Genomic DNA, 16438 nt, shown 5'->3' on the forward strand with positions numbered 1-16438 from the left:
GCAATGAGGATTAATCCTCATTGCCTTTTCATTTATTTCACTATTTGTGAGATATGTCCCCGTTGTTTAAAGTTTCACTTTATCCTTGTAATTCTTTTTTTATGTTCTCTGTTAACGTAGCCATACGCTTGCGGCTCTCTTCACGCTCACGTTTATTTTGCTCTTCAATTTGTTGTGTTTCTTGCATACCTCTTGAAATAATGTTCCAAGTTTCCTCAAGTGTTTCCATCTTAATACTAGAAGAACCTGATAATCTCGCTACTTCCACACTTTGCGTTGCGATATTTTGTGCATTTTTCTTAAGTAATTCATTTGTACGGCGATCAAGTTCAGCCATAGAATCTGCAACAAGCTTTTGACGTTTCGCATTTACCGCTTGAATGATACCATTTTTAAAGATAGGAATCGTTGTAATAAATGCTGTATTGATTTTACCAATTAATTTATTATTACCACGTTGAACCATACGAATTTGTGGTGCTGTCAGTAGCGCAACCATACGTGCTTTTTCTAAATCATCAATACGTTGCTCTAAAATTTCAACAGAGTTTTTCAGTGATTCTAATTCAATACCTGCTAATTGGTCATTGTTACGCACACGCTCTTCGTACATCGGAACGAGCTCTGTATTTAAACGCTCTAATAACATTTCCCCTGCTACTACATACTTTTCTAAGTCTAAATAATATTTTAAATTTTGCTCATATAAACCATCTAACGTGCCGATTGATTTTTTCATTTCATCTTGATACTTTGTAATTTCTACGTATACTTTATCCATTTCGCGACCCATTGTTTGGTACTTACTAAAGATCTGTTCAATCATTTTATCAGCTTTTTTGAACATACGTGAGAAGAAACCGCTTTTCTCTTCCGCAAAGTCTTTACTATCAAATCTATCCATAATTTTACCAAGCTGTTTTAATAATTCTCCAGAGTCTTCTATTTTTGATAAAGACATTGTATGTAAAATTTGATCAGCGAAACGTGAAATTTCCATAGATGGTTCTTTTCCAAGCTCGATTAATTCTAACTGATCTTTAATATCTACTGCATTATAAATACGTTGTACTTCTGCATCTTGTCTAAGTTGTAAACGAACATCTTGTGCCGTTTGCTCATTTAATTCTGTTTTCGAATCTAGTATAACTGGGTTATTCATATGGCATTCTCCCTTTCCTTATAAAAATGGACGAAATAGTCCTTTTATTGTTTGTGATAAATTTTTATAGGCTGATGAACCATGAAACTCAAGATCGAAATTAACTTCTTCAAGCCAATGGGAATCAAATGCTCCTGCCTCAATATACGGTTCAATATCATTTCTTCCCGTTGGATTAAAGTGGAATACATCTACTCCAATTTGATTTAAAAATAGTAATAAAACAGCATCCGAACGGCTTAATTCTCCGCTCTTCTCATTATTAAATATAACAATTTTCGGTACTTCTTGCGAGTAATCAAATTTCTCAAGTTGCTCTAAAATGTTCGGCGGTATTTGAGAAAGTTGTGCGAAAACATACAGCGCTACATCTTGTTTCGTCTCTTTCCCAATGGGTTTACACATTTCACTTTCGCACGCATGAATGATCGCCTCTGCAATACCATGTTGCAATCCTTCTGGCAGACGCTTATGTGGCCACCAATGACTGTTCATAATTAAATCAGGGTGTAATTTGCCCCCGCGGTCTAACGCATCTCGGTAATGGTATTGGAAATTCGCTTTTTGTTCTTTCGTAAACGGAAATGTGTTAATTAATAAACTATTATCAAATGATGTAATAGCCTTTAATCGCTGAAAATATTCTTTATCATTCTTTGAAACACCTGATATTTTCGCAAATAAAGAAGGGATATAAATGTGTTTATTTTCAACAAAGAATGTCGGGCGTACAAACGCCTTTTCTTTCGTAATTAAAAAGAGTTCATCATACGTTGTTTTGAGCGTACGAGCTACAGGCGTATAGGAACGGAATTGCCATGGCTTGTACAATAGTGAATTATCGTGGTGCAGTACTTGTTCAATTTCTTTTGAAGCTTGATATGCTACTGTTGCTACACGCTCGCGGCGGCGGTCTGGAAATGGCTCAAGAGAAATCCGACTTGGATGAGACACAACAAAACTTCTTCCTTCCTCATCAACATTCTCAAATCCATCTTTTCCTTCTGGATGATAATAAAGTACATCGCAGCCGAGCATAATAAGAAAGTATAAGAAATATATACGGCTTTCCTGTGCATCACCGTACCAAACGATACGCGGCATTTGTTTCTTATAATTAATCGTAGAGAACCACTTCGCTACGTAATTTTCACTTAACTTAATCATATCGATTAAGAAACGACGGAATCCTTCTGTTTTTAATGATTGGTTATGTTGTTTTTCATACAATTTCAATACAGAGATAAACGTCGTATGTATATAATGCTGTAAGTCAGGATTGTCTACTTGTGGTAATAGTTGTTTCCCAGACAAATGGGCTACAAGCCTATTTACTGTCAGTCCATTCGGTGCTTCTTGATGTAATGTAAAAACCTCTTGAATATAGCGCAGTTTTTCGGGATCAATCACCTTATTTAAATTTTGTTCATGCAAAACCTCAATCCCTTTTACTTGACTATAATCAAATAGCTCATTGAAATATTCATCTACATCATTAGGAACACCAAGAATACGAGTTGCTATATAACTAAACTTCATCTCATTCTCTGTCAGTTCATATTGTGGGCGTTTTTCTAAAAGCGCTTCAAATTGCTTTAAATCCGATTCGTCTTTTAATGCACATGGTTGAAGTGTAAAACGTGAAAACACAACAGTTCACCTCCAAAAACATTTACTTTTTTTATAAAGTCTCTCTTCTATTATAAACTATTTTTGGTTATAAAAAATGGGCGCTCGTAAAACGAGCAAACCCATTTCAATTATTTATGATTATTTTTAGTAGCTGCAACTTCTTCTTTAGCTTGTCCAGAATTCTTCATGTAGTGAAGTATAAATGTTGCTCCAAATGCTACAACTAAAATAATAAAGAATAGCGTATGGCTTACTTCAATATGAATAACCGACAATAACATTTTTGCTGCAATAATTAAGATTAAAATATATGCTGTCGTTTCAAGTTCTGGAATACGCTCTAACAATTTTAAAAATACACCAGCGATACCGCGCATCATTAAAATACCAAGCATTCCACCTAATAATAAAATCCAAACTTCATTTGATACACCAAATGCGGCAAGTACGCTATCTACAGAGAACGCGATATCCATTAATTCAACCATCGCAACTGTTCCCCAGAAGACACCAAACATTCTGAAGAGAATACTATTTTGGTTCATACCATGAGCTTCCTCTTCTTCTGCATTACCTTTTCTTTTATCAATGAAGTATTTAACTGACAACCATGCTAAGTAAAGTGCACCTAACACTTTTACCCATGCTAATTTAATTAAGAACATTCCAATTCCAATTGCAATAAAACGGAATACATAAGCTCCAATAAGTCCATAGAATAATGCTTTTTTACGTTTTTCTTCCGGAAGGTGTTTTACCATTACCGCTAATACAAGTGCATTATCAGCAGATAACAATCCTTCAAGTACAACAAGTGTACCTATTAATCCCCACGATACTGGATCTTGCAACACTTTAATCCACATGTCCAAGTCGAAAAACTGAGCATACGTATCAAGGATTCCTTGCAAAATACTCATCTTACCTTTATCTCCTATTCTTTGCTAGATTTATAGAAAGGTCAAAAAAAGGAAACGAATATCGTTTCCCTTCTTATGCATCCAAGCCATACGCTCTTACAAGCGCACCTAAACCACCTTGGAATCCGCTTCCTACTGCATTAAACTTCCACTGTCCATTATGACGGTATAATTCACAAAAGACAACTGCTGTTTCGATGGAGAAATCTTCCCCTAAATCAAAACGAAGAACTTCTTCATTCGTTTCTTCATTCGCTAAACGAACGAATGCGTTTCCAACTTGTCCAAAGTTTTGATTACGGCCTTCTCCATCATAAATCGTAACTGTAATAGCAATTCTGTGCACATCTGCTGGAACATTCTTTAAGTCCACAACAAGTTGTTCATCATCACCATTACCTTCACCTGTGCGGTTATCTCCTGTATGTAGAACAGATCCACAAGGAGACTGTAAATTGTTATAGAAGATAAAATCAGTTTCCTTCGTACACTTTCCGTTCGCATCTAATAAAAAGGCAGATGCATCTAAATCGAAATCTGATCCACCATCATAAGATTTAATATCCCATCCAAGGCCAATTACTGCTTTTGTTAAACCAGGGCTTGTCTTTGCCAAGTCAATTTTCTGTCCTTTTTGTAATTGAATAACCATGTATATTCACCTCTATAATTTAATGTTTAAAAATAAATCCACCAGTAAGAATAAGCTTCACTGATGGATTTATTAACCTATTACTCTACATCTAAACCAAAGTTATTACATAGAGAACCTAATCCACCTTGGAATCCACTTCCAATTGCATTGAACTTCCAGTCACCTGCATGACGGTATAGTTCACCTACTACAACAGCTGTTTCAATAGAGAAATCTTCTCCTAAATCGTAACGAATTAACTCTGCATTCTTTTCTTCATCTAAAATACGTACGAAAGAGTTAGAAACTTGTCCGAAGTTTTGGCTACGACCTTCTCCATCATAAATTGTAATTGTGAAGCAAATACGTTCAATATGTGCAGGTACATTTTTCAAATCTACTTTGATTGATTCGTCATCGCCTTGACCTTCGCCAGTTCGATTATCTCCTAGATGCTCTACAGCACCATTCGCGCCTTTAGGGTTATTATAGAAGACGAAATCCTCTGCACCTGAAACTTTACCGTTAGCACCTACTAAGAAAATACTAACATCTAAGTCGAAATCGTTTTGTCCGTCATAACGATTCGTATCCCAACCAAGTCCTACAAGAACTTTCGAAAGACCTGGATTCGTTTTTGTTAAGTCTACCTTTTGTCCTTTTTTCAATGAAATTGATGCCATATGCAATTCCTCCTCGGTTTATTTTATTGATAACGTGATACAATCTCACTTAAGTTTTTATCTTGTGTGCCTTCTCCAACAGCTGAAAACTTCCATTCACTTCCGTGACGATACATTTCACCTGCAATTAAAGTCATTTTGCCAGCATAATTATCCGATAAATTATAGCGTGCTAATTCTTCACCAGTTTGCGGGTTTTGAATACGAATATATGCATTACGAATCATCCCGAAATCTTGACGACGATTTACACCGTCATAAATATTTACAACGAATACTAAACGATTAATACGGCTTGGAACTTTATGTAATTCTACGAAAATTGTTTCGTCGTCACCAGCACCTTCACCTGTTAAATTATCTCCTGAATGAATAATACTACCACAATTAGAAAGCTTGTTTCCGAAGTAAACTAAATCGTTTTTGTTTAAAAAACGATCTCCTTCTAACATAACAACAGATGCATCACAATCTACATTTGGTTTACTTCCAAATAATGAAGACAGAAACCCACCTGATTGTCCAATTGGATCCCAGCCTAAGCCAACCTGTAGTTTTGCTACTTTTGGTTGTCCTTTCGTTAAATCGATCTTTTGACCTTTTTCTAAAATAATAGGCATGAAGTTTCTTCCTTTCTACAAAGCATTTTCCAAAGCGGAAAATATTGTATTCTTCCCTTACATTGTAGCATTATTTACCTAGTGATAAAAAGGATAAATTCTCAGTTATATGAAAACATTCATATAACTTATTTATGCTAATGTAAGAAGTGGTAAATAGCACCAATCCGCCCTGCACAATTACCGTTTTGTGCAAGTTCAATCTCGCAATTACTATAAATCTCTTTATTTAAATATTTTTCTACCCCTTCTTTTATTTCTTTTACTTCTTTTAAAAACTTATTTCCCCTATCAGTAATTCCTCCACCTATAACAATCATTTCTGGAGTGAACTACCCCCACTTAGTATCTCTTACGAGCTTACCCCGAGTGGGGACTTCTCGGTTCATCGCTACTTTTGATAGCTAACGAATTTGTCCTATGACAGCCGAGCTAACTCCCTTGTTCCAAAGGTTATTTCTTACGATTTATATCAATGCTAATAACCGCATGGCTTCCTTTCTGATATTGATCGCTGCGTTATAGTCACGACTGATTGTGAGTCCACACGAACACACATACGTGCGTTCACATAATGATATTTCTTTTTTGTTTCCACAACGGCTACACATCTTTGTAGAAGGAAACCATTTATCTATTTTCACAAGCTGTTTTCCTTGTTCTTGTAGCTTATATGCTAAAAATGTCGTGAACATCCGCCAACCGTTATCCGCTACACTCTTACCAAATCTAAGTGCTCGTGACATTCCTTTCATATGTAGATCTTCGATTGCTACAACATCAAAATTCGCAGCTAATTCTTTAGACTTATGATGAAGGAAATTCTTACGTTGATTGGTGACCTTTTCATGCAACTTCGCTACACGAATGCGTTGTTTATTCCAGCGCTCTGAATCTTTTACACGTCTTGCCAATACTCGTTGCGCTTTTGCTAATCTATCTAACATCTGACGATAAAAGCGAGGATAATTGGCTTTCTCATCTTCGCTACTCACGTACAATTCAGCCATTGCGAAGTCTAATCCAACTACACGTTCTACTTCTTTTGGAGTGATTTCTTTTTCATATTCGGTCAAAATAGACACTTAATACTTACCAGTTGGTGTCATCGAAATTGTGCACGACTTGATGATATGGTTTTGCGGTATCTCTCTATGTTGCTTCAGTTTCACCATTTTCAATTTTGGTAATTTGATATAACCATGAAATAACATAATATTTCCGTTTACTCGATTCGTTGTATAGGATTTTCTACTCTTTTTACTTTTGAATGTAGGAAAATCACTTTGACCACTAAAAAAATTCTTATAAGCAGTTTGCAAGTTTAATTGAGCGTTGGCCAATGCCAATGAATCAACTTCTTTCAACCATTCATACTCCACTTTGTATTTTGCAGGAGTAGGAAATTTTTGCTTCTTCAGTTCTTCCTTATTCGCTTTGTGTTTTATATATATTTCCTTTCGTTCAGCCAGCATTTTATTATATACAAAACGTACACACCCGAACGTTTTACGTATGAGATGTGCTTGTTCTTCTGTTGGATACAGACGAAACTTGTACGCCTTATTCTGCTTTGTCATATCCATTCACCTCACTTTTCGCTTCATTTCCCATAAGCTATGACGGTGATCCCAAGACCTGAACACTACATGGTTATTATCTACTTTCATTGTTATATCAAACTTTACCTCTTATAAGACTGATTATATCAAGGGCGAAATAAATAGGAAAACCAAATGTTTGGCTATGCCAAACCGAAATTCATCTCCCACCTACCGCTAGACTATCGTCTTTCACACGCCCCAGGAAGGTGATTTTTTTCGGATAATGCGTTAAAAATATAAGCAAGGTTACTAATTCCAATCGCTAAGTGCTTAAAGAAAACCTCAACTGCCTGCTTAACTTCCCTATCGCCTTTATCATACAGTTCGAAAATCTTTTTTCCATTCCAATCGCTTTCACCTTTATATTTTCGCACAAGACGAATTAACCCTGAAATGGAAGCGACCTCTTCAAACGGCTTTCCTTCTATTAACATATTTCCCCACTCACCAGCACTAAAAGAATGTCCTCTGTATAACTCTTCACCTATAAAAATTGCTCCTCCAATACCTGTTCCAAGAGTGAGCATAATAAAATTTCTTTTTCCGTTTCCAATCCCTTTCCATGTCTCTCCCAAAACTGCGCAATTCACATCATTTTCAACGGACACAGGAACTTGTAATACTCCTTGCAATCTATCAATAATAGGAATAGTCGCGTAGTTCGGAATATGCTCCACCCCTCCCGTTACAACCCCTGTATAAATATTAACAATTCCCGCAGTACTAATGCCAATTCCAGAAATCGTATGTTTATTCATTAATTATTTGGATAGAAGAATAAGTTTTTGAATGATTTGTTCCCCACCCAAATGAATTTCTGTTGGAACTGTTTTATGCTTTAGTACTGTGCCTGTTTCTGAAACAATTCCATATTTAATTTGTGTACCACCAATATCAAATGCAATATATTCTTTCATCTGCTGTCACTTCCTCTACTGTAATGAGTGTAAAACTTCCACCACTCCACTATTATAAAGAATTTACACTAACTCTTTTCTCTCTTCAGAAATACACCACCTTTTTCTATATATAGTTTTTTTGCATAAAACTCTTTTTCCTAAGAAATATTACAAAGGGATGTATTTTAGATGGAATATTAATTTCTTAGGAGGAAAACAATGACGAAAATCTTCATTTTAGCATCAACTCTTTCTTTATCTTTTTTTAGTGGTTTAAATATCGGTAATGCAGCAACGGAAAACTTCTCTCCAGCAACAAACGCAATTGTACAAAATAACGATCATTTAGCAGAAGGTAACTCAAAAGATAATAATAAACCACCAGGAAACAATGGTTCTCAGGACGATAGTGGTTCTGATGGCAGTGGTTCTGGCGGTAACGGTTCTGGCGGCAATGGTTCTGGTGGCAACGGTTCTGGTGGCAATGGCTCTGGTGGCAACGGTTCTGGTGGCAATGGCTCTGGCGGCAACGGTTCTGGTGGCAATGGTTCTGGTGGCAACGGTTCTGGTGGCAACGGTTCTGATGGCAGTGGTTCTGGTGGCAATGGCTCTGATGGCAACGGTTCTGATGGCAGCGGTTCTGGTGGCAATGGCTCTGGCGGCAACGGTTCTGGTGGCAATGGCTCTGGTGGCAATGGCTCTGGTGGCAATGGCTCTGGCGGCAACGGTTCTGGTGGCAGCGGTTCTGGTGGCAATGGTTCTGGCAGCAATGGCTCTGGCGGCAACGGTTCTGATGGCAGCGGTTCTGGTGGCAATGGTTCTGGCGGCAACGGTTCTGGTGGCAGCGGTTCTGGTGGCAGCGGTTCTGGTGGCAGCGGTTCTGGTGGCAGCGGTTCTGGTGGCAGCGGCTCTGGTGGCAGCGGCTCTGGTGGCAGCGGCTCTCAAGGCGGTAACCGCGTTAAAGGTGATAGCAGTTCTCAAGGGGGTAACCGCGTTAAAGGCGATAGCAGTTCTCAAGGGGGCAATGGCTCTCAAGGCGGTAACCGCGTTAAAGGCGATAGCAGTTCTCAGGGGGGCAACGGTTCCCAAGGTGGTAATGTAAAAGATAATGCGAAAAAACAAGGCGATAAGTTACCTAATACTGCAACACATTATCCTGCATCTATTTTAATGGGACTTTCAACATTCCTAATTGGTATGTTACTATTTATTCGCCGTAAAAACGCAAAATAAAAACACATCCTTCCATCTAAAAAATACATGAAACAAATTGAAAAACTAAAAGGGACTTTGGATTGCATTTTATTATGCAACCCAAAGTCCTTTTTATCACCTATCAGAAAGAGTATTAATACGCTTTTCCCCAATACACCATTTGCTTCGCTTCTTTACCACAACAAATACATTCTTCAGCTAAATGCTCTTGCTCAAAAGGCATACAGCGTGAAGATACACCAACTTCTTCTTTTAGTTTCTCTTCACAAGCTAATTCTCCGCACCACATCGCCTTAATAAACCCTTGCTTTTCATCAGCTACTTTTTTCATCTCTTCGAAATTCGTCGCACTATACGTATTCTCATCGCGAAATACTTTTGCCTTATTAAATAAAGAATTATGAATTTCCTCAAGTAATGCTGGAATACGTTCTTCTATTTGATCCATTGATATAAACTCTTTTTCCTTCGTATCTCTTCTTACAAGTACAACTTGATTCTTTTCAATATCTTTAGGCCCAACTTCTAATCGAATTGGAATGCCCTTCATTTCATACTCATTAAATTTCCAGCCTGGTGTTTTATTACTAGCATCTATTTTCACGCGTGCAACCTTTTGAATATGCCCTTGTAACTCTGTTGCTTTCTCTAAAACTCCTTCTTTATGCTGAGCAATTGGTACGATAACAACTTGTACTGGTGCGACTTTAGGAGGCATTACAAGCCCATTATTATCACTATGAACCATAATAAGTCCACCTATCATTCTTGTTGATACTCCCCAAGATGTTTGGTGTACATATTGCCACTTACCGTTACGATCTAAAAACTTAATATCAAATGCTTCTGAGAAGTTCGTTCCAAAGTTATGGGATGTTCCTGTTTGAAGTGCTTTCCCATCATGCATTAAGCTTTCAATTGTATAAGTTGCCTTTGCGCCCGCAAATTTTTCTTTTTCTGTTTTTTGTCCTTTAATTACTGGTATCGCTAAGTATTCTTCACAGAAAGAAGCATATAGATTTAAAATATGTAACGTTTCAGCTTGAGATTCTTCTGCCGTTTCATGAATTGTATGACCCTCTTGCCATAAGAATTCCGTTGTACGAAGGAATGGCCTTGTTGTCTTTTCCCAACGAACTACTGAACACCACTGATTATATAGCTTTGGCAAATCATTATAGGATTGCACAATTTTTGAAAAATGCTCACAGAATAAAGTTTCAGATGTAGGGCGTACACAAAGTCTCTCTGCTAACTTTTCATCCCCGCCATGTGTCACCCATGCTACTTCAGGAGCAAATCCTTCTACATGATCCTTCTCTTTTTGCAATAAACTCTCTGGGATAAACATTGGCATATACACATTTTCATGACCTGTTGCTTTTAACTTCTCATCCATAACTTTCTGCATATTTTCCCATAAGGCATAACCGTACGGACGTAGAATCATACACCCTTTTACACTTGAATAATCAACAAGTTCTGCTTTTTTTACAATATCTGTGTACCACTGTGCAAAGTCCTCTTCCATCTTCGTAATTGCTTGTACTTGTTCTTTTGCCATAGTCAGTCTTCCTCCTTCTAGAAAATACAAAAAAGCCCGTGTCCCTAAATAGGGACCGAGCTTTGCCGGCGTTACCACCCTGATTCATGCACAAAAATTGCGCATGCTCTCTTTTTGATAACGGGAAACTCCCGCTGCATATGCAGAACGCAAAGGTAGGTTCCATATCGCCTTTTTAAGAATCTTTCAGCCTACTGGATTCTCTCTCTGCTAAAAAGGTTGAATATGTACTAATCCTTTTTCATCGTTATAACGAAATAAATTTGTTGATTATCATAATACAAATTCTTTTTTAAAACAATAGCTAATTTTCTAACTTTTATATATTCTTTTCATTTTTTACAGTTTTATACGTAGCTTTTTCGCGAGATTTTTACAAGTTGATGTGCAATCATACCGATAAGTGTACCAAGTAGAACGAAGAAACCAATAAATCCATATCCCATTCCTTCCCATCCACCAATCACCATCATTGTAACGGGAAAGGATGCTAAACAAAGAAGTATTAAACTAAGTGCAAATATAATATCAAACTGCTTGTTTGGAAACCGTTTCTTTAATAAATACGAAATAGCAAATACAAGGATAATCGTAATTCCGCCAATGATGTAAAAGATACTAAATCCATCTAGCCAATCCATAGTGTTTCCTCCTTCCATTCATTCCCTTATACTTAATTATATGTTTAACTTTTCTGAAAATAAACAATAAATTTTCACCTCAAAATATATTTTTATTACTAGGTATTAATAGTAATATATAAGAATAGGTTTTATATAATCAGGAGGGAACTTTATGGATAAAGCATTAACAAACCGCGTCATTATTTTATCTTTCGATTGCTTATCAGCTTTAGATTTTCCTATATTACAAAAACTTCCTAATTTCCAAACATTGATAAACAAAGGCGCAATTGCGAAAAAAGTGGAACCGATTTATCCTTCTGTAACATATCCAAGTCACTCAACAATCGTTACTGGAAACTACCCTAATAAACATGGCGTAGTTAGCAATACGTTACTTCAACCTGGACGCGAGTCACCAGATTGGCATTGGTACCGAAAATCTATTAAAGGAACAACGTTATATGATGAAGCACATAAAGCAAATTTAACGACGGCTGCCCTTCTATGGCCTGTTACCGGCAGAGCAAATATTGATTACAATTTGCCAGAAATCTTTCCAAATAGACCGTGGCAAAATCAAATTTTAGTTTCATTATTTAGTGGTAGCCCGCTATATCAATTAGATTTAAATCAGCGCTTTGGTCATATACGAAATGGACTGTCACAACCTGAACTCGATGATTTCGTACTTGCTTCTGCTGTACATACAATTCAGACGAAAAAGCCGAATGTCATGTTTGTACATTTCACCGATTTAGACACTCAAAGACACTATCACGGCTTTGAATCAAAAGAAACAGTAGCTGCAATTCATAGACACGATGAACGGCTAGGAAAAATTATTCAAGCTTTAAAAGACAGTGACCTATACAAAGAAAGTACAATTATCGCTCTCGGTGATCATAGCGCTTTAAGTGAAAACAAAGCCATTCAATTAAATGTACTATTTCATCAAAAAGGGCTTATATCTATAAATTCAAAAGGAAAATTAGTAGACTGGAAGGCCTATTGCCAAAGTTGTGACGGATCTGCCTATGTATATGTGAAAGACAAGAACGATACCGATACAATTCGAGACGTACAACTACTACTTGAAGAACTACTTCAAAATAAACAAAACGGTATTGAATTTATATTTCATGATGAAGCTGCAAAAGACTGTGGTGCAGATGGTAATTGTTTATTTATGTTAGAAGCGCGAGAAGGATATTATTTCACTGAAAACTATACAGGAGATTTTATAAAAGAAATTACTGAAAAAGATGTTACGCCTAGTAAAAAATATACATTTGGTACGCATGGATACTCTCCAACAAAACCTAACTATGAAACAATTTTTATCGCTGCTGGGAAAGGGATAAAAAGCGGCGTTACCATCCCGTATATGAGACTTATTGATGAAGGTCCAACTATCGCTAGACTACTCGGTTTACACTTAGGTGAAACAGACGGATCAATTGTAGAGGATTTACTCCAATTGTAAAGAACTGTGTATATATGTAAAAGTTATGTAAAAATCATCACTGTTTCTCTTTTTATAATTTTTATTTTTGTACACTGTTAGTAGAACTAATTTAAGGGGGAACACTATATGAAAAAAATGTCCAGACAAGAAAAAAGCTGGATATTATACGATTGGGCGAACTCCGTATATTCGCTCGTCATTACAACTGCATTATTCCCAATTTACTTTAAGGCAGCTGCAAAAGAAGCTGGACTATCTGGTGCAACTTCAACAGCATATTGGGGATATGCAAACTCGTTCGCTACACTTTTAATTTCTATACTTGCTCCTATTCTCGGCACAGTTGCTGATTATAAAGGATTTAAAAAACGATTTTTCACATTCTTCTTTGGACTCGGTATCGTATTTACAAGTATGCTAGCAGTCGTCCCAACATCTCAGTGGTACTTATTACTAGGATGCTATATGCTCGCATTAATCGGTTTTGCGGGGGCAAACATCTTTTATGATGCATTTTTAGTAGATGTCACTTCTGAAGATAGAATGGATCAAATTTCTACGCGAGGTTTCGCATTAGGCTATATTGGGAGTACTATTCCTTTTATCGGTTGTATCGCTCTTATTATTCTTTCTCAAAAAGGAACTATCCCTTTATCTGTTGGTATTGCTAGTCAAATTTCATTTGCGATAACAGCTCTTTGGTGGGGGTTATTTACGATTCCAATGCTAAAAAACGTAGAGCAAACGCACTATATTGAACGTCACCCTAGACCAATTACAATGAGCTTCAAACGCCTTGCTGCTACTTTTAAAAATATTAAAGAATATAAAACTGTATTCATGTTCCTAATCGCTTACTTTTTCTATATTGATGGGGTCGATACAATTATTACTATGTCCACCGCTTACGGAACAGATCTCGGGATTAGTGCAACGAATCTATTAATCATCTTATTCGTCACACAAATTGTAGCTTGTCCATTCGCTTTATTATACGGAAAATTATCAGAAACATTTACAGGTAAAAAGATGCTATATGTCGGTATTATTATTTATATCATTATCTGCACATATGCTTATTTCTTAAAAACGACACTCGATTTCTGGATTTTAGCAATGTTAGTTGCCACTTCTCAGGGCGGGATTCAAGCGCTGAGTCGATCCTATTTTGCAAAACTAGTACCTAAAGAATCTGCAAATGAATTCTTCGGATTTTATAATATATTTGGTAAATTCGCGGCAATTATGGGTCCCGTATTAGTCGGTGTTACAACGCAATTAACAGGAAAAACCAACGCTGGTGTCCTTAGTATCATTGTACTGTTCGTTATCGGTGGATTCTTACTAACTAGAGTTCCAGAAAATGATACATCCGTTACACCACCTAGTCCAAAAACGAAAACGCTATAAGAAAAGATCCTCTTCACATAAGAAGAGGATCTTTTCTTTATTTTATCGATAACGCCTTACAATTAAAAACTCAACAGCTGGCTTTACAACTATAGCAGCACATAACGCAAACAATAGCGGTATATTATGAAAATCAATCCATTTATTAAAGCCTACCGATGCGAAAAATAAACCAAAAATCAATACAACTAATACATAATATGTAACATTTGCACTCGCTTTTAATACATGTTTTTCTAAATCTTCGTTCTCCTCCATTAGTGCATCACCATTATGCAATACCAAACTTTTAAACATATAATGTAATGCGATACTACAAATAAATAGTGCATACCAGTTTACTTGAAGTTCAGTTAACCAGTAGTAAAGTGCAAACAATAGTGTACTGACAGCTACTACGGCCGTAACGAACAAGCTTATTTTCTCTTTCCCCAACAACTACTCCCCCTACTGCTTGTACAAAAATAGTTTATCAACAGTTGTTCCTAATACTTCCGCTAAACGAAAAGCTAATGCTAAGCTTGGATCATATTTATTATTCTCAATTGCATTTATCGTCTGTCTAGAAACCTTACATTTATCAGCTAATACGCCTTGTGAAATATTATTTTCAGTGCGTAATTCATAAATTTGATTTTTCACACCATTTCTCCTAACCTGTAAAATCGTTTTTACATCACCAGTATATAGTTGGGACATTTCATTGTCAAAAGAATGCCACAAGAAAAGGGAGCAATTCTGCTCCCTTACAGTGGTTATTTCGAGGCTAACGAATTTGTTAGTTCCTCTTTATTAGCGACATCTTCTTTATTTATTTGCATGCGTAGAACTGGTCCAATCGCGAATAAAATAAGTAACATTGCTATACAAAATACAGTAACTAGTGAGGTCATTTCCTTCAACCCTCCAGCTAGTGAAGTTCCGATTAACATTGCCCCCATAAACAGTGGTAAAATTGTTCCATTTACTCTCCCAATCATATTTTCTGGTACAAGCTGGATCATAAGCGTACCGACAACGATATTAACGCAAGCTAAACAAATACCTGTTCCAAACCTCATGAAACTAGTAATCCAAAATGATGTAGATAGCCCTTCTACTAAAAATGACATCGCTAATATGCTCATACCGAATACAAACATCTTTTTCGGATTTACCTTTGAAGCGAAAACTGCAGCAACAATACCACCGATCAACATACCGATTCCATCAGCTGCGGCTAAATATTGAACTGCTTCTTTTTCCATTCCAAGACGCTCTATTACAAGAAACACTTCTAATGGATTCGTTAGTCCAACAGCTAAGCCCATAATGGTGAAAGTGATTGTAATCATACGTAAATTTTTCGTATGAAGAACGTATTTCCACCCTTCTTTTATATCATTTTTTAATGAATCTCTCGCCACTTGCTCTTGTTCCACCCATTTTGGTAAAAATGAAAGGGCGATAGCAGATAACAAAAATAAAATGATTAAGCTATATAGTGACGTAAATAAACCAAGTTGTGTGTACACAAGCGATCCTACCACTGGTCCAAAAATCATAAATAATGACTGTAATGTTTGGTTAAATGCAATCGCATTTGCTACCTGTTCTTCCTTTACATAGCGTTTAAATATACGCGAAGATGACGGCTGAGAAAACTGGCCTACAATAGCGGAAATGAGTGTTGCAAAAAATATAGCCTGCCAATAATCCAGCTTTAACAACAAGACAATTCCTATAATAGACAGTACGCTTAATATATCTCCAGCGATCATTGTTCTTTTGGGATTCCAGCGATCAGCTAGCGCACCACCGATAAACGAGAAGATAAAGATAGGTGCATATTCCATAACTGATAACAATGAAACAGAAACTGGATCATTATTCGTTCGCTCCATTATGAAATACAAAAGAGCCATATTTCTGATCCAAATTGCAAACTGTTGTAAAATATCAGATGCCATAACGAGCATAAATGCTCGGTTTTTAAATAAAGCGTTCATTTTCATTCCCCTTCCA

14 protein-coding genes, 3 pseudogenes and 1 other annotated feature are annotated in these 16438 nt (G+C 36.6%); of the genes and pseudogenes, 3 read left to right on the forward strand and 14 right to left on the reverse strand.

The genetic code is table 11. The features are described from left to right. Nucleotides 1–79: 79 nt before the first annotated feature. The 9 genes and pseudogenes from F8162_RS28285 to F8162_RS28330 all read right to left on the reverse strand — a co-directional run. On the reverse strand, nucleotides 80–1162 hold the full coding sequence (locus tag F8162_RS28285) for a toxic anion resistance protein (RefSeq protein WP_001064402.1): 1083 nt from the start codon (nucleotides 1160–1162) through the stop codon (nucleotides 80–82). Nucleotides 1163–1180: 18 nt separating this feature from the next. Beyond that, entirely contained in the window at nucleotides 1181–2812 is a 1632-nt protein-coding gene (locus tag F8162_RS28290) for a YceG family protein (protein ID WP_151631910.1), read from the reverse strand. Between the two features lie 110 nt (nucleotides 2813–2922). After that, entirely contained in the window at nucleotides 2923–3714 is a 792-nt protein-coding gene (locus tag F8162_RS28295; protein ID WP_042515766.1) for a TerC family protein, read from the reverse strand. 73 nt (nucleotides 3715–3787) lie between these two features. Next, a complete protein-coding gene (locus tag F8162_RS28300; RefSeq protein ID WP_151631912.1) occupies nucleotides 3788–4366 on the reverse strand; it encodes a TerD family protein in 579 nt (192 codons plus the stop codon). Between the two features lie 80 nt (nucleotides 4367–4446). Beyond that, nucleotides 4447–5031: a TerD family protein gene (locus F8162_RS28305; protein WP_151631914.1), complete on the reverse strand. Its 585-nt coding sequence runs from the start codon at nucleotides 5029–5031 to the stop codon at nucleotides 4447–4449. Nucleotides 5032–5054: 23 nt separating this feature from the next. Further along, nucleotides 5055–5651 (reverse strand): TerD family protein, encoded by a 597-nt coding sequence (locus F8162_RS28310; protein ID WP_151631916.1) that lies wholly within the window; start codon nucleotides 5649–5651, stop codon nucleotides 5055–5057. Nucleotides 5652–5788: 137 nt separating this feature from the next. Beyond that, nucleotides 5789–5983, reverse strand: a pseudogene (locus tag F8162_RS28315) (ROK family protein); the annotation flags it as partial. 135 nt (nucleotides 5984–6118) lie between these two features. Further along, nucleotides 6119–7231, reverse strand: a pseudogene (locus tag F8162_RS28320) (RNA-guided endonuclease TnpB family protein). A gap of 251 nt (nucleotides 7232–7482) precedes the next feature. Then, nucleotides 7483–8172 (reverse strand): annotated as a pseudogene (locus tag F8162_RS28330) (ROK family protein); the annotation flags it as partial. A gap of 201 nt (nucleotides 8173–8373) precedes the next feature. Between F8162_RS28330 and F8162_RS29200 the strand changes: the two are divergent. Further along, entirely contained in the window at nucleotides 8374–9387 is a 1014-nt protein-coding gene (locus F8162_RS29200) for an LPXTG cell wall anchor domain-containing protein (protein WP_151869354.1), read from the forward strand. Nucleotides 9388–9502: 115 nt separating this feature from the next. Here F8162_RS29200 and proS read toward each other — a convergent pair whose 3' ends face one another. Further along, nucleotides 9503–10933: a proline--tRNA ligase gene (proS, locus tag F8162_RS28340; protein WP_151630270.1), complete on the reverse strand. Its 1431-nt coding sequence runs from the start codon at nucleotides 10931–10933 to the stop codon at nucleotides 9503–9505. A 47-nt stretch (nucleotides 10934–10980) separates the two neighbouring features. Beyond that, nucleotides 10981–11187, reverse strand: a binding site (T-box leader). A 93-nt stretch (nucleotides 11188–11280) separates the two neighbouring features. Further along, nucleotides 11281–11574, reverse strand: a complete 294-nt coding sequence (locus F8162_RS28345) for a YesK-like family protein (RefSeq protein WP_000383868.1) — start codon at nucleotides 11572–11574, stop codon at nucleotides 11281–11283. Nucleotides 11575–11728: 154 nt separating this feature from the next. On the opposite strand from F8162_RS28345, the gene F8162_RS28350 reads away from it, so the two are divergent. Then, complete coding sequence (locus tag F8162_RS28350; RefSeq protein ID WP_151630269.1) at nucleotides 11729–13042, forward strand: ectonucleotide pyrophosphatase/phosphodiesterase; 1314 nt, start codon at nucleotides 11729–11731, stop codon at nucleotides 13040–13042. A 108-nt stretch (nucleotides 13043–13150) separates the two neighbouring features. Then, nucleotides 13151–14434, forward strand: coding sequence for an MFS transporter (locus F8162_RS28355; RefSeq protein ID WP_151630268.1), 1284 nt, complete (start codon nucleotides 13151–13153; stop codon nucleotides 14432–14434). 42 nt (nucleotides 14435–14476) lie between these two features. Here the strand turns inward: F8162_RS28355 and F8162_RS28360 are convergent, their stop codons facing one another. From F8162_RS28360 to F8162_RS28370, 3 genes are read right to left on the reverse strand one after another with little or no spacing between them, the layout of a single operon-like run. After that, nucleotides 14477–14869, reverse strand: coding sequence for a hypothetical protein (locus tag F8162_RS28360; RefSeq protein WP_151630267.1), 393 nt, complete (start codon nucleotides 14867–14869; stop codon nucleotides 14477–14479). A 12-nt stretch (nucleotides 14870–14881) separates the two neighbouring features. Then, the gene (locus F8162_RS28365) at nucleotides 14882–15133 is read right to left on the reverse strand and encodes a helix-turn-helix transcriptional regulator (protein WP_151630266.1); all 252 of its coding nucleotides are present in this window, start codon (nucleotides 15131–15133) and stop codon (nucleotides 14882–14884) included. A gap of 56 nt (nucleotides 15134–15189) precedes the next feature. Beyond that, the gene (locus F8162_RS28370) at nucleotides 15190–16422 is read right to left on the reverse strand and encodes an MFS transporter (RefSeq protein WP_151630265.1); all 1233 of its coding nucleotides are present in this window, start codon (nucleotides 16420–16422) and stop codon (nucleotides 15190–15192) included. Nucleotides 16423–16438 lie beyond the last annotated feature (16 nt).

Source organism: Bacillus sp. CH140a_4T (assembly GCF_008923725.1).
In the GTDB taxonomy this organism is placed as follows: domain Bacteria; phylum Bacillota; class Bacilli; order Bacillales; family Bacillaceae_G; genus Bacillus_A.